Here is a 25,016-nt window from a genome sequence, read left to right on the forward strand (position 1 = left end):
GGAAGGGTGCGCGTGCGGTCAGGTCCGGGGGGCGAGGGCGGAGGCGAGCCGGTCGAAGCCTTCATCGGGAAACTCGCGGGCCAGATCGGCGAGCCAGTCCGGATCCGGCAACTGGTCGGCGGGGGCCCGGTCGTCCAACAGCGTCCAGACCAGCGCGCGCGCTTCGGCGCGGATGCTCGGCTCGGGCGCATTGAGAAGAAGCGTGGCCGCAAGCCCGCCATCGCCGCGTTCGACAAGTTGGCGGCGCACCCGGGGGCTGGCCACATAGCGCAGAAGGCCAAGGTCGATGCGCCGGTCCTGATGCCCGTCGACCTCGCCGGCGGCGTCATAGAGCGGGTCGAAAGCCTCGGCATCGGTGGTCATCTCGAGGCGCTGCACGATCGGGTCGATCTCGCCCACGCGGGCATCTTCCGGCAGGGCGCGCAGGTCGGCGAGCGCGCGGTCCACGGCGGCGGCGATGCGCGGCTCAGGCTCGGGAAAGGCTTCGGCGAGGCTCATGGCCGAAAGGCTGTCGAAATCGGCGAGCCGTTCTAGGGCGCTGTCGAGGAACACGTCCATCTCGGCCTTGGTGGAATAGGCCCAGACGCCATAGCAGCTGGCCAGAGCCGTGATCACGAGCGGAAGCCAGACCGGCAGGGTCGTGGGCACCAACCCCGGCAGGATCGTCGCGACAAGCTGGCCAAGCCCGAAGGTCAGGCCCACGAGGACGAGCTGGACGGCGGCCATGAAAACGAGCGTCACCCAGCCCGCAGGCTGGTGCAGATCGGGCCGGCGCGTCATTGCGATGAAGAGGAGGAACAGGAGGGCAAAGACCGGGAGCGCGGCGGGCGGATGCCCGGCCAGTCCGGCAAGGAACGGCCCGGCATAAAGCGGCGCGAACACCAATGCGAGACCCGCGCGCGTGTAGGGACCGAAACTGGACACGCCTTCTTCTCTCCTCCAACCTTTGGTTAATCAAACACAAAAAGCGACCGGGCTGCCATCCCGTCCGAACGGTCGTCGCACGCGTGTTGGGCTTTCCGTCACCCGCGCGCCAGAAGTGCGGCCTTCGCCGCCTGTCGCGCCGCCTTGGTCATGTCGCGTTGGTTGAGGTCGCGCAGGGCGTCGCGCGTTTCGGTGCCCGGCCCGGCATTCGCATGGCGGGCCGGCGCAAGGGAGGCGCGCACCTCCTCTGGAACGTCGATCAAGTCGAGCAGAACCGACGCGCAGCCTTCCCGGCTGTCGCCGTGGTCTTCCAGCGCGGCTGTTACGACGGGGATCGGTGCCAGATAACGGCTCATGCGCCGGGCCTCGGCCTCCGGCCCGTCCTTGACCGAAAACCGCGCCCGAAAGCTGGCCGCATCTTCGGTCAGGTCCTTGGTGCGCAGGAGATGGCCGTGAACGCTGTCGATCCAGCTGTCGAAGCCGCGGGTCGTGTAGAAAAAGGTGATCTGCACATCCGGGCCGAACCGGGCCCTGAGCTCGGCGCTGATCGCGCGGGACAGGGGTTTCGCGGCGCGGGAGAAGCGGCGGATCGAACGGCCTGACCAGGACCGGTGGCCCGGCATGACGCCCGAGTAATGCTCGCGCGACAGGAGGATCACGGGCGCGTCTGGCAGAGCGGCAAGGTCGCGGGCAAATGCGCGACGAAAGGTGCCGAGGCGCCAAGGAAACGGTTTCTTGGCAAAGATGCGTGCGGCGACGGCAGATCGGTGCAGGCTGTCGCCCTGACCGTGGTAGTCGACATAGGGCCTCAACGCGGTGCGGTTCGCTGCAAAGAAGTCCTGCACACTCGTCGTGCCGGTCTTGTGAAATCCCGCGTGGACGATGACGTGGGTCATTGCGGGTTCACTCCGGCAGCGCCCCCTCCGGCGGGTCGATCACGATCCGTTCGGCCCCGAGATCGACGGTCGGAACGGCCGCGCGCGTAAAGGGGATCAGCGCGGGCGATTTCAGACCCGGACCGGAAATCTCCAGCAGATCGCCCGCCCCGTGGTTGAGCACAGCCGAGACGCGGCCAACCTCGGCGCCGCCGGTGTCCACGACGGTCAGACCGATGAGGTCGGCATGGTAAAACTCGTCATCGGGCAGCGAGGGCAGCGCGTCCCGATCCGCGAAGAGTTTCACGCCCTTGAGCGCATCCGCCTCTTCCTTGCTGCGCACGCCGTCGATGACGGCGGTAAAGCCGCCCTTGAGCGCCCCGGTCAAGCCGACGATGAACTGCCGCCCGCCGGCCTCGTCCCAGAGCGGGCCGTAGGTGCCGATGTCCTCGGGTTCGGCGCAGAAGCTCTTCAGCCGCACTTCGCCGCGCACGCCGAAGGCGCCGCCAAGGCTGCCCACACAGATGCGATCTTCGCTCACGCTACCCTCCAAGGCTCTTCAAAACACAAATGGCGCGGGAGTATTTTGCCCCGCGCCATTCAGATCACAAGCCGTGCGACCGGATTATTCCGCGGTCTCTTCGGCAGCCGCTTCTTCCGCCGGAGCTTCGGCAGGGGCGTTCTTGGCTTCCTCGGCGGCGGCGATTTTCGCGGCTTTCTCTTCGGCGCGTTTCTTCGCCTGGGCGCCCGGTTCACCTTTTTTCGGGTTCGAACGGTCTTTCTTGGCGATGACGCCGGCGGCTTCGAGCATACGGCTCACGCGGTCGGTCGGCTGCGCGCCCTGGTCGAGCCAGTACTGCACGCGCTCCATGTTCATCTTGACGCGGTCTTCCGAGTCTTTCGCGAGGAGCGGGTTGTAGGTGCCCAGCTTCTCGGCAAAGCGGCCATCGCGCGGCATGCGCGAGTCGGCAGCGACGATCGAGTAGAAGGGGCGCTTTTTCGAACCGCCACGGGCGAGGCGAAGTTTCATAGCCATGTTGAGTATCTCCTGAGTTAGCTATGGGCGAGGCTCACGCCTCGGATTCCTGGTGTCTTTCGTGGTGCTGGATGACTTCCCTGATGATGAATTTCAGAAAAGCCTTGGCGAAGTCGGGATCGAGATCCGCCTGAATCGCCAAATCTTCGAGCCGCGCGATCTGGGCGGCTTCGCGCGACGGATCGGACGGGGGAAGGTCGTGGGTGGCCTTGAGGATGCCGACCGACTGCGTGTGCTTGAAGCGCTCGCCCAGCGTATAGACGAGGATCGCATCGAGCCGGTCGATGGAGGCGCGGTGTTCGGCCAGCAACTCGGCCGCCCGTGCGGTCAGATCCTGCGCGGCGGGGGCGTCGCTCATCGGGGTCTCCCTGGTCATGCGTAGGCCTCCATGCCGCCGTCGCCACCCGAGGGAGCGTGGCGCCAGACCTGGATGTCGTCCTGCGTGTCGCGGGCAATCTCGGCCTCGGCCACATTGTCGCGGAACGCCCCGAGGCGCTGGGCGAGGGTGGCCGACCGGTCGTTGCCCGGCGCGATATAGGACACGAGGCGGTCGAGGCCGAGCGTTTCGGTGGCGTGATCGCGGGCGGCCTCGGCGGCTTCGAGCGCAAAGCCCTTGCCCTCGGACGCGGCCCGGAAGAAGAAACCGAGCTCCGGCTCGCGGTCGCCGGGCTCGAGGTTCAGGAGCACGAAGCCCAGCGTCTCGCCGCTGTCGCGCAGGGTCACGGTCCAGAGCCCATGGCCACGCAGGAGCCAGCCCGACACGGTCGCGGTAAAGTCATACCAGGCGTCGTCGCGGGCCATGGGGCCATCCATGTGCACAGCGCGCTCGGAGGTCATGATCTCGGCATAGGCGGCGAAATCCGAGATGTTCGGCGCGCGCAGAGTGAGCCGCGCCGTGGTGAGCACGGGCAGCATCCCTTGCAGGCGGTCGGCAAGCGCCGCCGCCGCACCCGTCGCGGGCGCTTCATGAGGATATCCCGCCGCGAAGATCATTTCTTCTTGCCCATCCCGGACAGATTGCCCGGAAGCTGTGCGCCGCCGCCGAAGCCGCCCAGCCCCCCAAGACCGCCCGGGCCGCCGAAGCCGCCGAGGTTCTTCTCGCCCAGCATCTTCGCCGCTTCTTCGAGCTTGGCCGGGTCCTGCAGGTCCTTGGTCGAGACGTCCTTGCCGAACATGCCTTTCATGGCCTGTTTCAGCATGCCGCCTTTGCCCATCTTGCCGAGCTTCTTCATCATGTCGGCCATCTGGCGGTGCATCTTGAGCAGCTTGTTGAGGTCCGCGACATCGAGCCCCGCGCCCGCCGCGATGCGTTTCTTGCGGCTCGCCTGCAGAAGCGCGGGGTTGGCGCGTTCCTTCTTGGTCATCGAGTCGATCAGCGCGATGTGGTGCTTGAGGACCTTGTCGTCGAACCCGGCGGCTTCGAGCTGCTTGGCCGCCTTGCCCATGCCCGGCAGCATCGCCATGACCGACCCCATGCCGCCCATCTGGATCATCTGCTGGAACTGGCTCTTGAGGTCGTTCATGTTGAACTGACCTTTCGCCATGCGCTTCATCATGCGCTCGGCCTGTTCGGCCTCGATCGTCGCCTGCGCCTTTTCCACGAGCGCCACGATGTCGCCCATGCCGAGGATCCGGCCCGCGATACGGTCGGGCTCAAACGTGTCGAGCGCATCGAGCTTTTCGCCCACACCGACGAAGCGGATGGGCTTGCCCGTCACGGCCCGCATCGACAACGCCGCACCACCGCGCCCGTCGCCGTCCATCCGCGTCAGGACCACGCCGGAAATCCCGACCTTCGCGTCGAACTCCTGCGCGACCTCCACGGCGACCTGACCGGTCAGACCGTCGACGACCAGCAGCGTCTCGCGCGGGTTCACCGCCTTGGCGACCTGCTCGACCTCGTCCATCAGGACCTGGTCGATCTGAAGCCGGCCAGCGGTATCGAGGAGGTAGACATCATAGCCACCCATCGTGGCCTGCTGCTTCGCGCGCTTTGCAATGTCGACGGGTTTCTGTCCCTCGACGATGGGAAGCACATCGACGCCGATCTGCTTGCCCAGAACCTCGAGCTGATGCATGGCCGCCGGACGATAGACGTCGAGCGAGGCCATGAGTACGCGCTTGCCGTCACGGTCCTTGAGCCGCTTGGCGATCTTGCCGGTGGTGGTGGTCTTGCCGCCGCCCTGCAGGCCGACCATGAGGATCGGCGCGGGGGCGTTGTCGATCTTGAGCTTGCCGGGGTCCTCGGCACCGGTCAGCACCGCCACCAGCTCGTCATGGACGATCTTCACGACCTGCTGGCCCGGGGTCACGGATTTGACCACCGCCTGACCTGTCGCCTTGTCCTGCACCGCCTTCACGAAGTCCCGCGCCACGGGCAACGACACGTCGGCTTCGAGCAGCGCGACCCGCACCTCGCGCAGGGCCGTCTTGACGTCGTCCTCCGACAGCGCACCCTGCTTTGTCAGCCGGTCGAAGACACCGGACAGGCGATCTGAAAGGCTCTCAAACATTGCGGCTCCTTTCGCCGTTGGTCTGGTCCCCAGATAGGGGCGGGTGCGCGGTTTCCCAATACGGCAAAACAGGTTTGCCCCCGTGGGCGCAACGCGCTGACGGAGGGCGATCCCGGCAAGAGCCATGGGACCGGAAGCTTACGACTTCCGGAATTGCGCCCGCATCTACGCGCGCGCTCCCCGTGAGTCAAGCCAAACCCACGCCTATTCACTGCTTCAAAAAATACTTCGGAGAGGGGATTGGGGAGAGGCAGGGCCTCTCCCCAACCGGTCGCCTCGCGCGAAGCGCGGGGCGAACCGCCTCTCACTCTTGCGCCGCTTTTAAACCCATGTCCACATCGCCACATGAACCCGATCCCGACACATGGCGTGATCTACGTGGCCACCGGCGCCGACTACCGCGACCTCGCGCAGGCCTCGGCGCGCTCGCTGCGCGCGTGCGAACCCGACCTCGCCATCGACCTCTTCACCGACGATCCTGCGCAGATCGCGGGCGGCCTCTTCGACGTGGTCCATCTGATCGAGACCCCGCACGACCGCTCGAAGCTCGACTGCATGGCGCTCACGCGGTTCGAGCGGACTTTGTTTCTCGACTGCGACACGCTGGTCGTGAACCCGCTGGGCGACCTGTGGACCGTTCTGGACCGCTTCGATCTCGCGTTGGCTCATGACGTGCGGCGCACCTCGGCGCTCATTCGGCAGGGGCATCGCCATGAGACGCCCTACGCCTTTCCGCAGCTCAATTCGGGTGTGATGCTCTATCGGCGTTCACCGGCGATGGACGATTTCCTCGCCGAATGGCTCCGGCGCTATGTCGCGGCCGGCGGTTACCGCGACCAGCCGATCCTGAAGGACCTGTTGTGGGAAAGCGACCTGCGCTTCTATGTCCTGCCGCCCGAATTCAACCTGCGCCGGGTCACGCTGCTCGACGGGTGGGAGCCGCTCGACGTGACCCCGACCATCCTGCATTCGCACCGCTTCATGGACCACATGCGCCATGGAGGCACCCGTATTTCGGACGTGGAGGCGCTGATGGATGCGGAGCGTGCGGCGCTGCAGGCGGAATGGGAGGCCGTCGGTGGACGCGACGATCATCCGGTGGCGCGGTTCGTCCGGTCACGCCCTCCGGGTGACTGAGCGCGGCGACTATGCAGGGACAGTCGTCAGAGTGGCGGGATCCACACGGTCGTCGGTCACGCCGAGCCAGACGTTGATCCTGTCCACGCAGCGCTGTTGGCCGCCGGCGTTGGAATAAGCCTGCGTCACGGGATGCCAACCGGCGCTGTCGCCGCGAGGAAGGTAGAGCGACACGCGGTAGGTCGCCGTGCCGTTGGAGGCTTGCGATACCTCGAGCGCGGCATGGGACAGGTCCGCGAGCGCATGGCGGATGTTCTCGTTCGCAAGGACCGTCTTCTGGCGGAGCTCGAACCAGCCTTCGGGACGGTGAAAGACGACCTGCACCCGACGCACGAAGAGATAATGGGCAGCGCCACCGATCACGATCCCGAAGCCCGCGAAGAGAAGCCCGGCCCAGACGCCTTCGGCGAGCAGCAGAAGACCGATCGCGGTGAAGACGAGGATAAACCCCGACAGCATGATTGCGAGGAAGAGAGGCCGGTCCTCCAGAATGAGAAGGTCCTCGGTGTCGGTGGTGACCTTCATGCCGCGACCGGCCCCCTTGCGCGTTTCGTTTGTCGCTTTGGCCCAGCCTAGACGGGGGCAGGCGCGGGGGAAAGGCCGTTGGCCCTTGCGCCCGCGCACGGAATTTGGAAACTTGGCGCGTAAATGTTCGGGTGCGCACAGCATTGCGCCGCAAATGAGTCAAAGAGGTTCAGATGCAGGATTGGGACGCATTGCGCACTGCCTTCGAGGTCGTGCGGCACGGGACGGTCTCTGGCGCGGCGCAGGCTTTGGGCGTTCATCACGCGACGGTCATCCGCCACATCGACGCACTGGAGAACCGGCTGGGCGTGAAGCTCTTCCAGCGCCATGCCCGTGGCTATACGCCGACCGAGGCGGGCGAGGACCTTGCCCGCGTCGCACAGGCCACCGACGACCAGTTCGCGCAGCTCTCGGCTCGGCTTTCGGGGCAGGGCAGCGCCGTCTCGGGCGAGCTGGTCGTGACCACGCTGTCGAGTTTCACGCGGCGCCTCATGCCCGTGCTCGCCGGGTTTCAGGCCGAGCACCCCGACGTGCGGCTGATCTATCGAACCGGGCCGCGCATCTTCCGGCTGGAATACGGCGAGGCGCATGTCGCCATCCGGGCTGGCAACCCTCCGCAGGAACCTGACAACGTGGTGCAGAAACTGGCCGACCTCGAAACGGGGCTCTATGCGGCACAGTCCTATATCGACCGCCGGGGCATGCCGACAGAAGACACGCTGACAGAGCATGACTTCATCGGTCCAGATGCCGACAACACCCGCGCGCCGGGCCTGCGCTGGATCACCGAGAATATCCCGCGCGAGCGCATTGTTTTCCGGGCGAGCGAGGACCGGTCCATGCACCATGCGCTGCGCGCCGGGCTGGGGCTCGGGTTTTCTCCGGCGGACGAGGCCGACCCGGACTTCGTCGAAGTGCTGCCGCCGCGTCCGGAATGGCAGTCGCACCTCTGGCTCGTCACCCATGTGGACCTGCACCGCACCGCCAAGGTGCAGGCTCTGACCCGGCATCTGAAGGAAAACCTCAAGTGCAACTGAGTGCGCGGATCGGCGCGGGGATCGGGGGGCGCGATGCCGCCTTGGGTCACGGCGCGATGCTTCTGTTTTCTTCGATGGTGGCGGGCAGTTTCACCTTTGGCTCGCTGACCGCGAACCTCGTGCATCCGGTCGCGTTTCAGGCGCTGCGCTTCGGCTTTGCCGCAGCCGTCGTCGGGCTGTTGGGCCTCGCTACACGGCAGATCCGGCTTTCGGATGCGCGTGCGCCCTGGCGCTGGCTCTTTCTGGGCGCGACGTTCTCGACCTATTTCGTGCTGATGTTCGAGGGGCTGAAGACCGCGCCCCCGGTGTCGGCCAGCGCGGTGATGACGCTGATGCCGATCATGACGGCGGTGTTTTCCTGGGTCATCCTGCGGCAGGTCACGACCCGGCGCATCGCGATTGCCCTCGGGATCGGCGCGGTAGGGGCGTTGTGGGTGATCTTTCGCGGCGATATCGGGCGGCTCTTGGCGCTCGACGTGGGCCGGGGCGAGGCGATCTATTTCGTGGGATGTATCGCCCATGCGCTTTACGTGCCGCTCCTGCGCTGGCTGACGCGGGGTGAAAGCGCGGTCTCGTCGAGCTTCTGGGTGCTGACGTCGGGGACGCTCGTGCTCGTCGCCTATGGTTGGGGGCCGCTCACCGCGACGGATTTTGCGTCACTTCCGCCGATCGTCTGGATCGCGCTTGCCTATCTCTCCGTGGGCGCGATGGCGGTGACCTTCGTCTGCCTCAACTTCGCGAGCGTGCGGCTCGTGGGGGCCAAGGTCATGGCCTATACCTATCTCACGCCGGGATGGGTGATCCTGTGGGAGCTTGCCTTCGGGCACGGTCTGCCCGACCCCCATGTGCTGGCCGGGCTGGTGCTGACGGCGGTGGCCATCGTGCTACTCCTGAAGCACGAGGCGTAAGGCCGGATCAGCAGTAACGTTCGATCCCGACGATTTGCGCGTCCGAATACCGGTCGCCCTCGGCCCAGCCGGCGGGCATGATCCGGTCAAGCTCCTCCCAGTCGGATTTCGAGAAGATGATTTCGTCCGCATCTGCCCAGTCGAGGAGATGGTCAGCCGAGCGCGTGCCGGGAATCGGGATATTCACCGGGCTTTTCTGGAGCGTCCAGGCGATGGCCACGGCGGCGGTGGTCCAGCCACGCGCCTCGGCAAAGTCGCGCAGGGCCGTGACAAGGCGCATGTTGGCGGCGAAAGCGTCTGGCTGGAACCGGGGGTTATTCTTGCGGAAGTCCGTGTCGCCGAACCTGGACGGGTCGAGGTCGGCGTCGCTCAGAATTCCGCGCCCGAGCGGAGAGAAAGGAACGAAAGCCGTGCCGAGTTCCTCGCAGGCGCGGATGAGGCCAAGCTCCGGCTGGCGGCTCCAGAGGGAATATTCGTTCTGGACCGCATCCACATGGCCGACGCTCGCCGCGCGCCGAAGGGCCGCCGGAGAGATCTCGGAAAACCCGATGGCGCCGATGAGGCCTTCGTCCTTCAGCTTGTGGAGCGTCTCGGTCACCTCTTCGATGGGACGGGAAAACTCGCGGCGGTGCACGTAATAGAGTTCGACATGATCGACGCCGAGACGGTTGAGCGAGGCGTCGAGGTGGCGCCGCAGGTATTCCTCGGAATTGTCTGCGGTGCCGCGCGGCGCCCCGGCGACGATGCCGCCCTTGGTCGCGATCTGGAACCGGTGGCCACGGTCGGCCTGATAAGCGCCGATCCATTCTTCGGACAGGCCCTGTCCGTAAAGATCGGAGGTATCGAGAAAGGTGATGCCGGCATCGCGCGCGGCGTCCAGCGTCGCGAAGCCTTCGTCACGGTCGGTCTTGCCGTAAAAGCCCGCGAAGGACATGCAACCGAGCGCGATGGCCGAGACCTTGGGGCCGTTCTTGCCGAGTTTACGGAGTTTCATGAGGAGTCTTTCGTGCCTGGGAATAAGGGATTGACCGTCTGGCCGCGTCCTAGATGAAAACTTGTATGGGAAATGTAAAGATCGAGCCCGGCGGCAAAACCGGACCCGATCTGTCATTTCGACCAATTATTTCAGATCGTGATGTCGTCGAGCGAACCACCGTTCGCAAGATATTCAACCACCCATTTCGGCTGACGACCGCGCCCTGTCCAGGTCACATCGCCATTCTCGGGGTGGCGGAATTTCGGCGCAACCTTCGACCGTCCGTCGGCCTTCTTCGATGCGGGCTTGCGGGGGGCTTTCACATCCGCGAGGTCGGCGAGCGAATAGCCAAAGGCCTTGGCGGCCTTCTGCGCCGCTTCGAGGGCCGCACGTTTTTCCTCGTCCCCGACCTTCTCGAGTGCCTTGTCGACATCCGCCCGGAGTTTCTCAAGCTCCTTGCGGGACATCCCCTTCAGATTGATTTTCATCGCGAGATCCCGTCCTTGAATAAAACTCACTGCGAAAAAACGTTCCGCATTTTTGAATTCCTATCCTAATGGACAGATTCCCGCAATAAAATCGTAGAGCCTCCGCTCCCGCGGCGGTTGGAAGGACGCTTTGATTGCGTCTGGTCGGTGTTATTCCGCCGCCTTGGCTCTTGGGTCAACAAGTCGGACGATATCGAACATGATGGTATTCAGCTCGAAATCCTTCGGAGTATAGACCTTGGCCACGCCCATCGCGCGCAACCTGTGGGCGTCGTCCTCGGGGATAATACCACCGACGACGACGGGCACATGTCCAAGCCCGGCAGCGCGCATCCGCTCCATCAATTCCTCGATCAGGGGAATATGAGAGCCGGACAGGATCGAAAGCCCGACGACATTCGCCCCCGTCTCGACTGCGGAGGCGACGAGTTCCTCGGGCGTGAGACGGATGCCGTCATAGGTGATGTCCATGCCGCAGTCGCGGGCGCGGGCAGCGATCTGTTCGGCGCCGTTGGAATGGCCGTCAAGGCCCGGCTTGCCGACAAGGAATTTCAGCTTGTGCCCAAGAGCCGACGAAACGGCAGAGACCTGCTCGCGAATCTCGTCGAGCCCTTCAGTGCGGTTCGAGGGGTTCTTCGACACGCCTGTCGGCCCGCGGTACTGGCCGAATTCGGCGCGCACGGCGTCGCCCCATTCGCCGGTGGTTGCCCCGGCCTTCGCCGCCTTGATCGAGGCGGGCATCACGTTCCGGCCCGACCGTGCGGCAGCGCGCACCTCGTCCAGCGCGGCTTTCACGGCGGCGTCGTCGCGGGCGTCCCGCCAGGCGTTCAGACGCGCGACCTGGTCGGCCTCGGCCTCGGGGTCGGCAACCATGATCGCCTCGGGGCCAGAGGTGAGTGGCGAAGGTGCCGCGTCGGTCCATTTGTTCACGCCGACGACGGTGGTCTGGCTCGTCTCGATCCGGGCGATCCGCTCGGCATTGCTTTCGACAAGACGCGACTTCATGTAGTCGATGGCCGCGACCGCGCCCCCCATGCCGTCGATCTGGTCAAGCTCGGCCCGGGCTCCTTCCTTCAGCGCGGCGACCTTGCGCTCGACCGCCGGGTTGCCGTCGAAAAGGTCGTCGTATTCCAGAAGGTCGGTCTCATAGGCGAGGATCTGTTGCATCCGGAGCGACCACTGCTGGTCCCAGGGGCGCGGCAGTCCCAGCGCCTCGTTCCACGCGGGCAATTGCACGGCGCGGGCGCGCGCGTTCTTTGAAAGCGTCACGGCGAGCATTTCGATCAGGATGCGGTAGACGTTGTTTTCCGGCTGCTGTTCGGTGAGGCCGAGCGAGTTCACCTGCACCCCGTATCGGAAGCGGCGGAATTTCGGGTTCTCGACGCCGTAGCGATCGGCAGTGATCTCGTCCCAAAGCTCGACGAAGGCGCGCATCTTGCACATCTCGGTGACGAAGCGGATGCCCGCGTTCACGAAGAAGGATATGCGCCCGACCATTTCGGGGAAGGCCTCGGCGGGCACTTTGGTCTTGAGGTCGTCGAGGACCGCGATGGCGGTTGCCAGCGCGAAGGCGAGCTCCTCTTCCGGCGTCGCGCCTGCTTCCTGCAAATGGTAGGAACAGACGTTCATCGGGTTCCACTTGGGCAGGTGCTCGCGGGTATAGGCCGCGACGTCGGTGATCATGCGAAGCGACGGCGCGGGGGGGCAGACATAGGTGCCGCGCGAGAGGTATTCCTTGATCAGGTCGTTCTGCACCGTGCCTTGCAGTTTCGAGACGTCCGCGCCCTGTTCCTCGGCCACAGCGATATAGAGCGCGAGGAGCCACGGGGCGGTGGCGTTGATCGTCATGGAGGTGTTCATCTGTTCGAGCGGAATGTCTTCGAAGAGCATCCGCATGTCGCCCAGATGCGCGACCGGCACGCCGACCTTGCCCACCTCGCCACGCGCGAGGACGTGGTCGCTGTCATATCCGGTCTGGGTCGGCAGGTCGAAGGCGACCGAGAGGCCCGTTTGCCCACGCGACAGGTTGTTGCGGTAAAGCGCGTTCGAGGCTTTCGCAGTGGAATGACCCGCATAGGTGCGGAACAGCCAGGGTCTGTCTTTCTTGACCTCGTTCGAAAGCATCTCGGGCATGGAAGGTGACTCGCGGTTATGTTGCACCGCAGCATTATCGACGGCGCAACAAAATTACGCAAGCCCCCATTCCAAAGTCAGATCATTGCGCGGAGAAGGCGCAGTCTGCCCGCGAAAGCTGTGCGGGTTCAGTTGTAGGTATAGGTCCCGATCTCGCAGACGTTCACGCCGAAGCGTTCCAGCACGTCGCCGTCGTCGAACTCGGCCCGGAAATCATAAATGCAATAGCCCGACCGGTCGTTCGAAAAGTTGAGCTGGAAGGAATAGCCGCTGGGCAATTGCTGGCGGCCAAGATGGTCCACGCCCCAGTTTCGCATCCCTTTGTGCGAAGCATAAAAGCGCACGATGGTGTAGCCGGTCTTGTTCACGACCGTGACCCAGCGGTTGAGGTTGTCGGCCTGCGCGGGTGCGGGGCCCAAGGTCGCGGTGGCCATGGCGGCCAAGGCGGAAATCGTGAGAAAACGTCGAACATATTGAACCATGAAAAGTCCCCCTCATCAGTATGATGATCGGACAATAACACGGGTCCAATAGAAGACGAGGAGTAATTCTTTCGGGTGGCAAAAGGCGCACGGCGCTGCGGCAAACCTGCGCTACCGCCTTGGAATTGCTTGCTCAGGCCAATGCGCTTGGGCATCACTCGCTTATGACACGCACGGTTGAATTGCCGCTCTGGCTGCTCGTCCTGATCCTTGCCTTCGCCGCCGTGACGCTGGCGTCGCATTTCCTGTTCCCGTCGGTTCGCTGGTTTTTCCGTCGCCGGATGGAACGCGCCGTGGCGCGGTTGAACACGCGCCTAACCCGGCCGATCGAGCCCTTCAAGCTCGCCCACCGGCACGACCTTATCCAGCGGCTTGTTTACGACGGCGAGGTGTCCGAGGCGATCCGGGACCATGCCCGCGAGGAAGGTGTGCCGGAACAAGTCGGCTTCGAACTGGCCCGCCGCTACGCCCGCGAGATCGTGCCGCGGTTTTCGGCCTTCCTTTACTTCAGCTTCGCGCGGCGATTGACGCGGACCATTTCCCGCTGGTTCTACCGGGTGCGGATCGACGAGATCGACGAGCAGGTGATCAAGGATATCGACCCCGATGCCACCGTCGTCTACGTCATGAACCACCGGTCGAACATGGATTACATGCTGGTCACGTGGCTCGCGATGGGGCGGTCGCATCTGTCCTATGCGGTGGGAGAATGGGCGCGGGTCTGGCCCCTGTCGGTGCTGATCCGGGCGATGGGTGCCTATTTCATCCGGCGGAAAAGCCGCAATGCGCTCTATCGCAAGGTGCTCGAACGCTACATTCAGGTCGCCGTGGCCGAGGGCACGACGCAGGGCATTTTTCCTGAGGGCGGGCTGTCGCTGACGGGTGAAGTCGGCGAGCCGAAGCTGGGTCTCATTTCGTATATCGTGGACGGGTTCAAGCCGGGGGTGTCGCGGGACGTGGTCTTCGTGCCGGTGGGGCTCAATTACGACCGGGTGATCGAAGACCGGGTCCTGATCGGGGCTTCGCGAAGCGGTGTGCGGCGGTTCCGGCTGCGGGCCTTCGACCTGTTGCGACACGTCCTGGCGCATCTGTTTCTGAAGATCACGGGCCGGTTCAAACGCTTCGGCTATGCCAGCGTGAGCGTGGGCGAGCCCCTGTCGCTGGCGGCCTTCCTGTCGGAGAACCCGCATCTGAAGTCGCCGACGACCCAGCTCGCGCGGCGCATGATGGCGCGGATCCGGGCCGCGGTTCCAGTCTTGCCGGTGCCGGTCATGGCGGCCGTGCTGTCAGAGGAGACCAGCCTGACGCGCGCCGAGATTTCCGAGCGCTTCAACACGATGGTGCGCGACATGGCGCGGCGGGGCGCGCAGATCCATATGCCGCGTTCGCCCCGGTTCGATCCCGTGGAGCAGGGGCTCGAGCTCCTCCTCGTGCGCCGCGCCATCGAGGAAAAGGATGGGCGCATCATTGTGAACGACAGCGAACGCGAGTTGCTGCACTATTACGCCAGATCCATCGCGCATCTCTGCCCCGGGCTGGCCATACCCGCGCCGGGCGTGCCCACCGCTACGAAATCGAGCGCGACATAAAATTACAAAATGCACCTAAGTAGGGTTGCATAGTTGCGCGGCCATCCGTAATGCTGCACCAGCAGCCGCAATTCTGCGTTGCGGCAACAGATTCGCAGTTGGACCAAGGAGGCCCAGATGTCACTCGATGCACCGGCGATCGCCGCCTACGACGCGCCCGAAAAGGATCTCTACGAGATCGGCGAGATCCCCCCGATGGGTTACGTGCCGAAACAGATGTATGCCTGGGCCATCCGTCGGGACCGTCAGGGCGAACCCAACAAGGCGATGCAGGTCGAGGTGGTCGACGTGCCCCGGATCGACAGCCATGAGGTTCTGGTCCTCGTGATGGCGGCGGGCGTCAACTACAACGGCATCTGGGCCGGTCTCGGCGTCCCGATCAGCATGTTCGACGTCCACAAGCAGGACTACCACATCGCCGGCTCCGACGCGTCGGGTATCGTCTGGGCGGTGGGTGACAAGGTGAAGACCTGGAAAGTGGGCGACGAGGTCGTCATCCACTGCAATCAGGACGACGGCGACGACGAAGAATGCAACGGTGGCGACCCGATGTATTCGCCGAGCCAGCGGATCTGGGGCTACGAGACGCCGGACGGCTCCTTCGCCCAGTTCACCCGCGTGCAGGCGCAGCAGCTTCTGCCGCGTCCCAAGCACCTGACCTGGGAAGAAAGCGCCTGTTACACGCTGACGCTCGCCACCGCCTACCGGATGCTCTTCGGCCACCACCCGCATGAGTTGAAGCCCGGTCAGAACGTACTGGTCTGGGGGGCCTCGGGCGGTCTCGGTTCCTATGCGATCCAGCTCATCAACGCCGCGGGCGGCAACGCGATCGGCGTGATCTCGGGCGAGGACAAGCGCGACTTCGTCATGCAGCTGGGCGCCAAGGGCGTCATCAACCGCAAGGACTTCAACTGTTGGGGCCAGCTTCCCACGGTGAACACCGACGAATACAAGGAGTGGTTCAAGGAAGCCCGTCGCTTCGGCGCGGCGATCTGGGAGTTCACCGGCAAGGGCAACAACGTCGACATCGTCTTCGAGCACCCGGGCGAAGCGACGTTCCCTGTCTCCTCCTTCGTCTGCAAGAAGGGCGGCATGGTCGTGATCTGCGCCGGGACCTCCGGTTTCAACTGCACCTTCGACGTGCGCTACATCTGGATGCACCAAAAGCGCTTGCAAGGGTCGCACTTCGCCCACCTGAAGCAGGCGGCGGCGGCGAACAAGCTGATGATCGAACGGCGCATCGACCCCTTCATGTCGGAGGTGTTCCCCTGGGACGAAATCCCCGCGGCGCATATGATGATGTACAAGAACGAGCATAAGCCCGGGAACATGTCGGTTCTCGTTCAGGCGCCCAGAACGGGTCTCAGGACGCTGGAAGACGTGATCGACGCGCGCTGATCCGGGCGGAAACATGATTAGGGGCCTCGCAGGTAACTGCGGGGCCCTTTGCTATGAGCACCTGCCGGCAATTCTGCGTAATGATCCGCGAATCACTCTCGTCCAATTGTCGTCGATCCGTGAACAATCGCAGTCCGAACAGGGCCTTGGCCGCGCTGACCTCACCAGAAAAGGGGAGGGCAAAGCAGCGAATTGTCCTGCAATTTCCGGGAGATGAAAATTAACGAACCACAACCTTAAGGTGATCCTTTACATGAAACACGTTTGGCTGATTGATGTCATGGCCGACCTCCGGGCCTTTGCGGACGCAAAAGGGCTTCGGGCCAGCGCCGCCGCGCTCGACGATGCGATCCTGGTGGCGACGGCCGAACTCGCCGCGCGCGGAGGCCTCGGTATGAGGTCCGACGAACGTGGGGATGACCATGAAGGCCAGAGTTCAAACGTTGCTTTCCTCTTTGGCGAGCGCCGACACGCTTGAGCGACTGCAAGCCGTGACCGAAGCGGTCCGGGACCACTACGGCGTTACGCATACGGTCTATCACTGGGTGAACTCGGACGGAGAACGCTTTGGGGCGGGGACCTATCCCTCGTCCTGGGTGGATCGCTATCTCGAGATGGACTACCTCCGGATGGACCCGGTGATCTTCGGCTGTTTCCAAAGGTTCACTCCGGCCAATTGGAAGCAGTTCGACTGGTCTGCCAAACCGGCGCGGGCGATGTATCTGGATGCGCTGGATCACGGGCTGGGCAATCAGGGCTATTCCGTCCCGCTCCACGGCCCGCAGGGGCAATTCGCGCTCTTCACCCTGAACCACACTTGCGAAGACGATGTATGGGAGGCTTTCATCGAGGCCAACGACCATGACCTCATCGTTCTGGCGCATGAGTTCAACAAGCGCGCGCTTCAGTTCGAGCAGGGCTCCGACCCGCTCGCCGCGCCGCAACTGTCTCCTCGCGAGCTCGCCTCGATCCGATGTCTGGCGCGGGGGCTGTCGCGGCAACAGGCGGCGACGGAGCTCGGCATCTCGGAACATACGATACGTGTCTATATCGAAAGCGCGCGCCACAAGCTGGGCGCGATCAATACGACCCATGCGGTGGCGCGCGCGCTCTCGACGGGGTTGATCATCGTTTGACTTGAGGCAAGGCACAGGGGGCCTATGCTCGCGACCATGAGCCAGTCCATCCTCTTCGTCTGTCTTGGAAACATCTGCCGGTCGCCGGCAGCCGAGGCCGTGACGCGGGCCTTTGCCCAGGGGCGCGGCGTGAGGGTCGACAGTGCGGGCACCTCGGGCTGGCATATTGGCGAGCCGCCCTATGGCGCGATGCAGGCGGCGGCGCGGGCGCGGGGCTACGACATGTCCACCCTGCGCGCGCGCCAGTTTTCCACCCGGGATTTCGGCCGCTTCGACATGATCGTGGTGATGGACGACGAGAACCGCGCGGAGGTGGAGGCGCTTCGCCCGGCAGGCGACGGAACGACGGTCGTGCTGTTCACCAACTTTGCGGATGTTGCGGGGCCGTTCGCCGGAGCGGACCACGTGCCCGATCCTTACTACACGCGCGACTTCGACGGGACGCTCGACCTGATCGAAGACTGCGCGCGGGGTCTGATCGCCCGGCTCTAGTGTTCTAGCTGCAATACCTCTCGGCGGCGGCCCCGTATTCCTTCCACTTCAACCAGAAGCTCTCGTCGTTCTCATCCGGGCTTTGACGCAGTTCCTGGCTCTTGTGCGGGTCGTCGAACAGCGCCGCGCCCTTGTGCTGGTCGGAGGGGGCGAGAACCTGATCCGCGACCTGCTGAATGCAGGTGCACAGGACGGCGGCGGCGCTGCCGCGTTCGGAGCCCACACAGGCCTTCTCGATGATCCCCATGGCCGCTGCCGGCCCCGGCGCGCCGACGACGCAGCCAAACGTGACGGTGCCTGCCAGCACCGCACCCTTCAGTATCCCTTGCATCGGTTGCTCCCGATTTCGTTGCCATGGCGCAGAATACCGCCACGGGCGCGGTCTATAGCACGACTTCGGGCTTTGGGGAATCACCTGCGTTCGGACGGCGGTCAAAGCCGCGTCAGTGTGGCAGCGGCGGCGAGGCGGTCGACATCGGCGGGCCGGCACAGTTCGGTTCCATCGGTCATGACGGCGGCGGAAGCCGCGGCGCAGCCCCTTACCAGCGCGGCCTCGGGCAGGGCGCCTTGGGACAGGGCGAGGGCGAAGCCGCCCACGAAGCTGTCACCCGCTCCGATCTTGGAGCGCACCGGCACATCGGGCGTCGTGGCATGAAAGAGCCCCGCGCGGCTTGCCAGCACCGAGCCCTGCGCCCCCATCGCCAGGACCACGATCTCGGCCAGCCCCTTGGCCACCAGCGTCTGGGCAAAACCGGCGACGGCGGCACGGTCGGGCAGGGGATGCCCGGCAAGATCGGCGCTTTCGGCTCCGTCGAGGCGCAGCACATAGGGGGCAGAGGCGGAGGCAAGCGTGCGAAGCGGCGGGCCGGAGGTGTCGAGGATGACCCGCGCACCCTTTTGCGCTGTCGCCGCGACGAGCGCCCCCGGGAATGCGGCAGGCAGGCCGGGAGGCTGGCTTCCCGAGAGGACGACGAGCGCGTCCTCGTGCGCGGCTTCGGCGATGGCGGCGCAGGCCCTGTCACCCAGTGCCTCGGTCCAGACCGGTCCCGGCATGACGAAGCGGTATTGAGCGCCGCTTTCGCGGTCGGTGACGGCGAGGGACTGGCGGGTCTCGCCGGGCATGTCGAACCAGACCGGATCGAGCGGCTCTGTCGCGAGGAGGTCGGCGAATTGGTCGCCCACGTGACCTGCGCGCGCGACGAAGGCCTGCGCCCGCCCGCCCAGAATGCCGACGGCCCGTGCCACATTCACCCCGCCGCCACCGGGTTCCGCCCTCAGAGCATCGCAGCGCAGCTTGTCACCGGGGCGCACCACGGGGGCCGAAGTCGACAGGTCAAGCGCTGGGTTCAGGGTCACGGTGAGGATCGCGGTCATGGCCCGACGCTAGTCCTCCCGCGTGGGCGCGTCACCCGCTTTCCGTGTAACAGCCGTCACGCAAGTTTTGCTGGGTCGTCGCAGGACCGTCACGCCGCTGTTTCCCAATTCCGCACTCTGTTCGGATCAAGCGAAACCAACAGTCGGAGGACGACATGATCCCGAAACGCAGCTTTTTCACGGCGCTTGCCGCCAGCCCCGTCATTCTGGGCGCACTGATGGCAGGCACCGCCATGGCGAATACCGTGGAACTGGGACCGCGGCCCTTTTATCTCATCGACCGGATGGAGGCGGGTCCACTCAAGGACAAGCTCGCCTCCTGCACGGGGATGGAGATGCAGTCGTCGCCCTTTTCCATCGCGCACCGGGGCGCACCGCTCATGTTTCCGGAGCACACGGTGGAGAGCAATCGCGCCGCCGCACGGATGGGCGCAGGCGTGATGGAATGTGACGTGGCCTTCACGGCGGACAAGGAACTCGTCTGCCGCCATGCGCAGAACGACCTGCATACGACCACGAATATCCTGGCCACGGACCTCGCCGCCAAATGCACTGTCCCCTTCACGGGGGCGACCGGCACCGAAGAGGCTCAGGTGGAATGTCGGACTTCGGACATCACGCTGGCCGAGTTCAAAGGGCTCATCGGCAAGATGGACGCGGGCAATCCGGAGGCGACCACGGTCGAGGACTACATGAACGCGACCGCGCCCTGGCGCACCGATCTTTATTCGGCGATGGGCGGCACGCTCATGACGCATGCGGACTCGATCGCGCTCTTCGACGAAATGGACGCACAATTCACCCCCGAGTTGAAGGACCCGGCGGTCGACATGCCCTTCGACGGCTACACGATGGACGACTATGCCCATCAGATGATCGAGGAATACCGCGTCGCCGGGATCGACCCCGCCCGCGTCTGGCCGCAGAGTTTCAACGAAGACGTGGTGAAATACTGGATCGAGAACGAGGGGGAGTTCGGGGCACAGGCCGTGTTCCTCGTGGAATGGACCGATGGCTTCGACGAGCAGGACGAAACTACCTGGCTGCAGGATTTCGCGGCGTTGAAGGCGGACGGCGTCAATTACCTCGCCCCCTCGATCAACATGCTTGTCACGCTGGAAGAGGGCGAGATCGTTGCGTCCGCCTATGCGAAGGCCGCGAAGGCGGCCGGGCTGAACCTCATTGCCTGGACCCTGGAACGCTCGGGTCCGCTGATGAACGGGGGCGGCTGGTATTATGAGAGCGTGAACGAGGTGATCGACAACGACGCCGATTATTTCGAAGTGCTCGACGCGCTGGCGCAGGATGTGGGCGTGCAGGGCGTGTTTTCCGACTGGCCCGCGACGGTCACCTATTATGCCAATTGCATGGGCATCGGCTCCTGATGGTTTCGTCGCAGACTTCGCCTGCGACGACCGTCTGGGGGAGGCTTTGCCTCCCCCTTCGCCATTGTCGCTCGGTCCAATGGCACAACAATGTTGACCCCTCCAAGGTATTTGGGAAGCAGCGAAGGAAATTCAGTCTGCACTGATGCACAGAGGGGTGGGTTGCAGACCGCACTTTTGCCACGCAAGTTTTCAGGAGCCGCATTTCAGAAAAGAGGTTCCCATGTCGCAGGACGCGCCGCTCAAGATCAAGATCATCACCGCCTCGACCCGGCCCGGTCGCATCGGTCCCGTCGTGACCGACTGGATCGCCGGTGTCGCGCGCGAAAGGGCGGCTTTCGACATCGACGTCGTGGATCTGGCCGAGCTTGACCTGCCGCTGATGAACGAGCCGAAACATCCCTCGATGCAGGACTATCAGCACGAACATACCAAACGCTGGGCGGCGATCGCGGATGAGGCGGACGGGTTCATATTCGTCACGCCGGAATACGATTTCTTCCCCCCCGCGAGCGTGGTGAACGCGCTGCAGTATCTGCTTCTCGAATGGTCGAAGAAGCCGGCCGCGGTGGTAAGCTACGGCGGGGTGTCGGGCGGGCTCCGGTCGATGCAGGTCTTGCGCGGGCTGATGGGCAACCTCAACATGGTGGCCTTGTCGAAGTCGATCCCCGTGCCCTTCGTCCACCGCATGGTGAAAGACGGCGTGCTGGAACCCAACGAGGCAATGATCGACGGGGCGAAGCTCATGCTCGACGAGTTGGAAAGCTGGGGGCGCGGTCTGCGCGAGATGCGCGGTTAGGGGCCCTCGGGCGGATCGCCGGGGTCATCCTTCTTGTTCTTGGTGTCGCCCAGTGCGGCACCGAAGGCCGCGCCAATGCCGGCACCGAAGGCAATGCCCACGCCAATATTGTCCATCGCGACACCGAACCCGGTTCCAATTCCGATGCCGATCGCGATCCAGACGCCCATAGTCATGATATTTCTCCTCTCGGATACGACATGGGGGTGCTTGGACGCGCAGACAAACGCCGCGGCATGATTTTGCCCACTTCCACGGGTGCCGGAAGCCTGATATCTCGCGCGCCATGACTGACCTCGCTCACATCCGCAACTTTTCCATCGTCGCCCATATCGACCACGGGAAATCCACCCTTGCCGACCGCCTGATCCAGGAGACGAAGACCGTCGCCGACCGGGACATGAAGGCGCAGATGCTCGATTCCATGGACATCGAACGGGAGCGGGGCATCACGATCAAGGCCCAGACGGTGCGGATCGAGTATGAGGCCGATAACGGCGAGCACTATGTGCTCAACCTCATCGACACGCCCGGTCACGTCGACTTCGCCTATGAGGTGAGCCGGTCCATGCGCGCCGTCGAGGGGTCGCTGCTGGTCGTCGATTCCACTCAAGGGGTCGAGGCGCAGACGCTGGCCAACGTCTATCAGGCCATCGACGCCGACCACGAAATCGTGCCAATCCTGAACAAGATCGACTTGCCCGCGACCGACTGCGACCGGGTGGCCGAGCAGATCGAGGATGTGATTGGGATCGACGCCTCAGGTGCCATCCGCGTGTCGGCGAAGACCGGCGTCGGCATCCATGAGACGCTGGAGGCCATCGTGCACAAGCTGCCCGCCCCCACCGGGGACGCGGGCGCGCCGCTCAAGGCGATGCTGGTCGACAGCTGGTATGACCCCTACCTGGGCGTCGTCGTGCTAGTCCGTATCATGGACGGGGTCCTGAAGAAGGGCGACCGTATCCGCATGATGCAGACGGGCGCCGTCTATCCGGTGGAGCGCATCGGCGTGTTCCGCCCGGGCATGATCCCCTGCGACCAGCTTGGGCCGGGCGAAATCGGCTTCATCACCGCCTCGATCAAACAGGTGCGCGACACCAAGGTGGGCGACACCATCACGACCGAGAAGAAGGGGGCGGACAAGCCCCTTCCCGGCTTCAAACCGTCGATTCCGGTGGTGTTCTGCGGCCTGTTCCCCGTGGATTCCGCCGAGTTCGAGGACCTGCGCGACGCCATCGAGAAACTGGCGCTCAACGACGCCTCCTTCAGCTACGAGATGGAGACCTCGGCCGCGCTGGGCTTTGGCTTCCGCTGCGGCTTCCTTGGTCTACTGCACCTCGAGGTCATCCGCGACCGGCTCGAGCGCGAGTATGACATCGAGCTGATCACCACCGCGCCCTCGGTGGTCTATCACCTCTACATGAAGGACGGCACGATGCGGGAGTTGCACAACCCCGCCGACATGCCCGACCTGACCTATGTCGACCACGTCGAAGAGCCGCGCATCAAGGCGACGATCCTCGTGCCGGACGACTACCTTGGCGACGTGCTGAAGCTCTGCCAGGACCGTCGCGGCATCCAGCTCGACCTGACCTATGCCGGGTCGCGGGCGATGGTTGTCTATGACCTGCCGCTCAATGAGGTGGTCTTCGACTTCTACGACCGGCTGAAATCGGTGACCAAGGGCTATGCGAGCTTCGACTACCAGCTCATGGGCTACCGCGAGGACAACCTCGTGAAGATGCAGATCCTCGTGAACGACGAGCCGGTGGATGCGCTGTCCATGATGGTCCATCGCGACCGCGCCGAGGCGCGCGGCCGGGCGATGTGCGAAAAGCTCAAGGACCTGATCCCGCGCCATATGTTCAAGATCCCGATCCAGGCGGCGATTGGTGGGAAAGTGATTGCGCGGGAGACCTTGTCTGCTTTGCGGAAAGACGTGACGGCCAAGTGCTACGGCGGCGACGCCACCCGGAAGAAGAAGCTTCTGGAAAAGCAGAAGGCCGGCAAGAAGAAGATGCGCCAGTTCGGGAAGGTAGAGATCCCGCAGGAAGCGTTTATCTCGGCGTTGAAGATGGATGAGTAGGGTGCGTCTTATGACCTTGCCCCAGGGTTTAGTTCGAGTCCTCGCCTCAAACGCTGAACGTCTGGTTCAAAAGATGTTCCTGACAACTGCAAGGAGCGGGTGACTAGCCCGCGACGCGCCCCACCCGCCCCCGGGTGCGGGTGCATTGGCGATGTCTCGCGGTTTCAATCCGAGTTCGGGCTTTTGAGGTAAACCGCAGGCCGCAAGCGGATCAAAGTTCCCACCGACGGGACTGGCGCGTCTAATTATCTACCCAGCAATACCAAAAATCTTCTAAGGGAACCTAGAAAAGTTTATAGTTATTGCAGACTGTGTCCCCTTTGAGTGCAAAATTCACTCTTCGAAGTTTGGGTTAGTTTCCAAGGCGGAATTATGAACTTAATTGATAATAATGGTCTCATTCCAAGCACTTTGTGCCGTTACCGGCCTGGCGACACGGAATATGCACTTCATGAAATTGAAGAAGCGCTTTCAAGAAAGCAGCACTGGTTTTCTTCTGTGGCCAATGCCAATGATCCATTTGACTGCAATCCGGCGTTTACGAAATCATCAAACAAAGACGTTTTCCAAACCTACAGACAGCTACGTCGACGGTATCTTGTCGACCAACACTCTGAGCACTTTTTCGGGTTAGGCAGGTCCCATCGCAAGCGAGAGCTTCGGAAGAAGTTCGAAGTTAACTTGCCCAATGTGATGAAACATAGACATAAGCTCGACAGCATGGCCGATCGCGTAAGAAGTCAGTCGAAGATAATATGTCTATGCGAGGCTTGGGATCATCCTCTAATGTGGTCTCATTACGCGTCTGGACATACTGGATTGGTACTTGTATTCGCCTACCGCCCAGAATTTGTGGAGCTTACAGGTGAGGATGCGCCGCTTCCGATCTGTTACTCCGACGAAAGATCGCACATCACCACCGTTGATATTCTTGCGTGGTTATATGCGTCTGAGAGCAATGGCGCATTGATTGACCGCTCGGAGCATGCTTTCAATGCCATGATATTGGGTAAGGCGGCAGACTGGGAATACGAACGCGAGTGGCGTATTCACAAGCGTTCGGACAAAGATGGGTACAAGCCCGTGCATTGTCTAGAATTGAAAGAGGTCCTCGTCGGGATGCGGGCATCCCGAAGCCGAGAGGCTGAAGTTCGTGAAGTATGCAGTGGTAGAGTGCCTGTTGTGAGACTTCGGTTGGACAACAAGGAGTATAAACTGAGCCGTTGAACTCTTCCCTCGTAATCGCTTCGCCTCTGCTCCGGAACCTCCCCCCACCTCCCAACGTTCTCCCTCCAAAGGAGACCGCAGCCCATGCCCGCCGACCGGACGCTCCCCCGTGCCACGCCGCTCAACCACACCAACGCCGCCGCCGACCTCGCCCGGGTGCAGCGGATCGCGCGCCTGTTCGACACGCGCTATGGCATCCCGGGCACGCGCCTTCGCTTCGGGCTCGACAGTATCATCGGGCTGATCCCCGGCATCGGCGATATCGCGATGCTCGCGCCCTCGGTCTATATCCTCGCCGTGGCCATGCGCCACAACGTGCCGAAGGCCACGCTCGCCCGGATGGTGGGCAACGCGGCCATCGACGCGGGGGTCGGCTCGATCCCGATCCTGGGCGATATCTTCGACCTCTTCTTCAAGTCGCACCGCCGCAATGCGGACCTTCTGGCCGAGGCGCTGGGAGGCCCGCGCACATAGGGCCGTCGGAACCCGGTGGCGA

Annotated in this window: 28 protein-coding genes; 13 read left to right on the forward strand and 15 right to left on the reverse strand. The window is 63.8% G+C overall.

The window, feature by feature from the left end; translation table 11 throughout:
- Nucleotides 1–18: 18 nt before the first annotated feature.
- The 7 genes from KJP29_RS03285 to ffh form a co-directional block, all read right to left on the reverse strand.
- Entirely contained in the window at nucleotides 19–924 is a 906-nt protein-coding gene (locus KJP29_RS03285; RefSeq protein WP_218462132.1) for a hypothetical protein, read from the reverse strand.
- Between the two features lie 98 nt (nucleotides 925–1,022).
- On the reverse strand, nucleotides 1,023–1,820 hold the full coding sequence (locus tag KJP29_RS03290; protein WP_218462133.1) for a hypothetical protein: 798 nt from the start codon (nucleotides 1,818–1,820) through the stop codon (nucleotides 1,023–1,025).
- 7 nt (nucleotides 1,821–1,827) lie between these two features.
- Complete coding sequence (gene rimM, locus KJP29_RS03295; protein WP_218462134.1) at nucleotides 1,828–2,340, reverse strand: ribosome maturation factor RimM; 513 nt, start codon at nucleotides 2,338–2,340, stop codon at nucleotides 1,828–1,830.
- 84 nt (nucleotides 2,341–2,424) lie between these two features.
- Nucleotides 2,425–2,835 carry a 30S ribosomal protein S16 gene (gene rpsP / locus KJP29_RS03300; RefSeq protein WP_218462135.1) on the reverse strand — a complete coding sequence of 137 codons (411 nt, stop codon included), beginning with the start codon at nucleotides 2,833–2,835 and terminating at the stop codon, nucleotides 2,425–2,427.
- 34 nt (nucleotides 2,836–2,869) lie between these two features.
- Nucleotides 2,870–3,193: a chorismate mutase gene (locus KJP29_RS03305; RefSeq protein WP_218462136.1), complete on the reverse strand. Its 324-nt coding sequence runs from the start codon at nucleotides 3,191–3,193 to the stop codon at nucleotides 2,870–2,872.
- A gap of 14 nt (nucleotides 3,194–3,207) precedes the next feature.
- The gene (locus tag KJP29_RS03310) at nucleotides 3,208–3,828 is read right to left on the reverse strand and encodes a GNAT family N-acetyltransferase (protein ID WP_218462137.1); all 621 of its coding nucleotides are present in this window, start codon (nucleotides 3,826–3,828) and stop codon (nucleotides 3,208–3,210) included.
- Complete coding sequence (gene ffh, locus KJP29_RS03315) at nucleotides 3,825–5,348, reverse strand: signal recognition particle protein (protein ID WP_218462138.1); 1,524 nt, start codon at nucleotides 5,346–5,348, stop codon at nucleotides 3,825–3,827. Before ffh ends, KJP29_RS03310 begins: the two co-directional genes overlap by 4 nt.
- A gap of 345 nt (nucleotides 5,349–5,693) precedes the next feature.
- Here ffh and KJP29_RS03320 point away from each other — a divergent pair, with 345 nt between their 5' ends.
- Nucleotides 5,694–6,485: a putative nucleotide-diphospho-sugar transferase gene (locus tag KJP29_RS03320; RefSeq protein WP_218462139.1), complete on the forward strand. Its 792-nt coding sequence runs from the start codon at nucleotides 5,694–5,696 to the stop codon at nucleotides 6,483–6,485.
- Nucleotides 6,486–6,494: 9 nt separating this feature from the next.
- On the opposite strand, the gene KJP29_RS03325 is transcribed toward KJP29_RS03320, so the two are convergent.
- Entirely contained in the window at nucleotides 6,495–7,010 is a 516-nt protein-coding gene (locus tag KJP29_RS03325) for a hypothetical protein (RefSeq protein ID WP_218462140.1), read from the reverse strand.
- Between the two features lie 173 nt (nucleotides 7,011–7,183).
- Between KJP29_RS03325 and KJP29_RS03330 the strand changes: the two genes are divergently transcribed.
- Together KJP29_RS03330 and KJP29_RS03335 are read left to right on the forward strand one after the other, a co-directional pair.
- Nucleotides 7,184–8,047, forward strand: coding sequence for a LysR family transcriptional regulator (locus KJP29_RS03330; protein WP_218462141.1), 864 nt, complete (start codon nucleotides 7,184–7,186; stop codon nucleotides 8,045–8,047).
- A gap of 56 nt (nucleotides 8,048–8,103) precedes the next feature.
- The gene (locus KJP29_RS03335) at nucleotides 8,104–8,955 is read left to right on the forward strand and encodes a DMT family transporter (RefSeq protein ID WP_218462361.1); all 852 of its coding nucleotides are present in this window, start codon (nucleotides 8,104–8,106) and stop codon (nucleotides 8,953–8,955) included.
- Nucleotides 8,956–8,962: 7 nt separating this feature from the next.
- Here KJP29_RS03335 and KJP29_RS03340 read toward each other — a convergent pair whose 3' ends face one another.
- From KJP29_RS03340 to KJP29_RS03355, 4 genes are all read right to left on the reverse strand, one after another.
- The gene (locus KJP29_RS03340) at nucleotides 8,963–9,949 is read right to left on the reverse strand and encodes an aldo/keto reductase (RefSeq protein ID WP_218462142.1); all 987 of its coding nucleotides are present in this window, start codon (nucleotides 9,947–9,949) and stop codon (nucleotides 8,963–8,965) included.
- A gap of 131 nt (nucleotides 9,950–10,080) precedes the next feature.
- Entirely contained in the window at nucleotides 10,081–10,419 is a 339-nt protein-coding gene (locus KJP29_RS03345; protein WP_218462143.1) for an H-NS family nucleoid-associated regulatory protein, read from the reverse strand.
- Between the two features lie 150 nt (nucleotides 10,420–10,569).
- Complete coding sequence (locus tag KJP29_RS03350; protein ID WP_218462362.1) at nucleotides 10,570–12,543, reverse strand: protein meaA; 1,974 nt, start codon at nucleotides 12,541–12,543, stop codon at nucleotides 10,570–10,572.
- Nucleotides 12,544–12,680: 137 nt separating this feature from the next.
- Complete coding sequence (locus KJP29_RS03355) at nucleotides 12,681–13,034, reverse strand: hypothetical protein (protein ID WP_255553412.1); 354 nt, start codon at nucleotides 13,032–13,034, stop codon at nucleotides 12,681–12,683.
- 164 nt (nucleotides 13,035–13,198) lie between these two features.
- Between KJP29_RS03355 and KJP29_RS03360 the strand changes: the two genes are divergently transcribed.
- From KJP29_RS03360 to KJP29_RS03380, 5 genes are all read left to right on the forward strand, one after another.
- Complete coding sequence (locus KJP29_RS03360) at nucleotides 13,199–14,623, forward strand: 1-acyl-sn-glycerol-3-phosphate acyltransferase (protein ID WP_218462144.1); 1,425 nt, start codon at nucleotides 13,199–13,201, stop codon at nucleotides 14,621–14,623.
- A 117-nt stretch (nucleotides 14,624–14,740) separates the two neighbouring features.
- The gene (gene ccrA / locus KJP29_RS03365; RefSeq protein WP_218462145.1) at nucleotides 14,741–16,021 is read left to right on the forward strand and encodes a crotonyl-CoA carboxylase/reductase; all 1,281 of its coding nucleotides are present in this window, start codon (nucleotides 14,741–14,743) and stop codon (nucleotides 16,019–16,021) included.
- Between the two features lie 253 nt (nucleotides 16,022–16,274).
- Nucleotides 16,275–16,499: a hypothetical protein gene (locus KJP29_RS03370; RefSeq protein WP_218462375.1), complete on the forward strand. Its 225-nt coding sequence runs from the start codon at nucleotides 16,275–16,277 to the stop codon at nucleotides 16,497–16,499.
- Nucleotides 16,438–17,157, forward strand: coding sequence for an autoinducer binding domain-containing protein (locus tag KJP29_RS03375; RefSeq protein WP_370630793.1), 720 nt, complete (start codon nucleotides 16,438–16,440; stop codon nucleotides 17,155–17,157). Before KJP29_RS03370 ends, KJP29_RS03375 begins: the two co-directional genes overlap by 62 nt.
- A gap of 36 nt (nucleotides 17,158–17,193) precedes the next feature.
- Nucleotides 17,194–17,649 (forward strand): low molecular weight protein-tyrosine-phosphatase, encoded by a 456-nt coding sequence (locus KJP29_RS03380; protein ID WP_218462364.1) that lies wholly within the window; start codon nucleotides 17,194–17,196, stop codon nucleotides 17,647–17,649.
- A 4-nt stretch (nucleotides 17,650–17,653) separates the two neighbouring features.
- Here KJP29_RS03380 and KJP29_RS03385 read toward each other — a convergent pair whose 3' ends face one another.
- Both KJP29_RS03385 and KJP29_RS03390 read right to left on the reverse strand, forming a co-directional pair.
- Nucleotides 17,654–17,980: a hypothetical protein gene (locus KJP29_RS03385; RefSeq protein ID WP_218462147.1), complete on the reverse strand. Its 327-nt coding sequence runs from the start codon at nucleotides 17,978–17,980 to the stop codon at nucleotides 17,654–17,656.
- Between the two features lie 101 nt (nucleotides 17,981–18,081).
- Nucleotides 18,082–19,023: a 1-phosphofructokinase family hexose kinase gene (locus KJP29_RS03390; protein WP_218462148.1), complete on the reverse strand. Its 942-nt coding sequence runs from the start codon at nucleotides 19,021–19,023 to the stop codon at nucleotides 18,082–18,084.
- Nucleotides 19,024–19,178: 155 nt separating this feature from the next.
- Here KJP29_RS03390 and KJP29_RS03395 point away from each other — a divergent pair, with 155 nt between their 5' ends.
- Together KJP29_RS03395 and KJP29_RS03400 are read left to right on the forward strand one after the other, a co-directional pair.
- Complete coding sequence (locus tag KJP29_RS03395; RefSeq protein ID WP_218462149.1) at nucleotides 19,179–20,408, forward strand: glycerophosphodiester phosphodiesterase family protein; 1,230 nt, start codon at nucleotides 19,179–19,181, stop codon at nucleotides 20,406–20,408.
- Between the two features lie 223 nt (nucleotides 20,409–20,631).
- Nucleotides 20,632–21,207, forward strand: a complete 576-nt coding sequence (locus KJP29_RS03400; protein WP_218462150.1) for an NADPH-dependent FMN reductase — start codon at nucleotides 20,632–20,634, stop codon at nucleotides 21,205–21,207.
- On the opposite strand, the gene KJP29_RS03405 is transcribed toward KJP29_RS03400, so the two are convergent.
- Nucleotides 21,204–21,383 (reverse strand): hypothetical protein, encoded by a 180-nt coding sequence (locus KJP29_RS03405; RefSeq protein ID WP_218462151.1) that lies wholly within the window; start codon nucleotides 21,381–21,383, stop codon nucleotides 21,204–21,206. The two genes, KJP29_RS03400 and KJP29_RS03405, sit on opposite strands and share 4 nt — an antisense overlap.
- Before the next feature lie 110 nt (nucleotides 21,384–21,493).
- Here KJP29_RS03405 and lepA point away from each other — a divergent pair, with 110 nt between their 5' ends.
- The 3 genes from lepA to KJP29_RS03420 all read left to right on the forward strand — a co-directional run bounded on the left by lepA (nucleotide 21,494) and on the right by KJP29_RS03420 (nucleotide 24,994).
- The gene (gene lepA / locus KJP29_RS03410; protein ID WP_218462152.1) at nucleotides 21,494–23,293 is read left to right on the forward strand and encodes a translation elongation factor 4; all 1,800 of its coding nucleotides are present in this window, start codon (nucleotides 21,494–21,496) and stop codon (nucleotides 23,291–23,293) included.
- A gap of 372 nt (nucleotides 23,294–23,665) precedes the next feature.
- The gene (locus tag KJP29_RS03415; RefSeq protein WP_218462153.1) at nucleotides 23,666–24,520 is read left to right on the forward strand and encodes a DUF2971 domain-containing protein; all 855 of its coding nucleotides are present in this window, start codon (nucleotides 23,666–23,668) and stop codon (nucleotides 24,518–24,520) included.
- 84 nt (nucleotides 24,521–24,604) lie between these two features.
- On the forward strand, nucleotides 24,605–24,994 hold the full coding sequence (locus KJP29_RS03420) for a DUF4112 domain-containing protein (RefSeq protein ID WP_218462154.1): 390 nt from the start codon (nucleotides 24,605–24,607) through the stop codon (nucleotides 24,992–24,994).
- Nucleotides 24,995–25,016 lie beyond the last annotated feature (22 nt).

It is taken from the genome of Maritimibacter sp. DP1N21-5 (assembly GCF_019218295.1).
Classification (GTDB): Bacteria; Pseudomonadota; Alphaproteobacteria; order Rhodobacterales; family Rhodobacteraceae; genus Maritimibacter.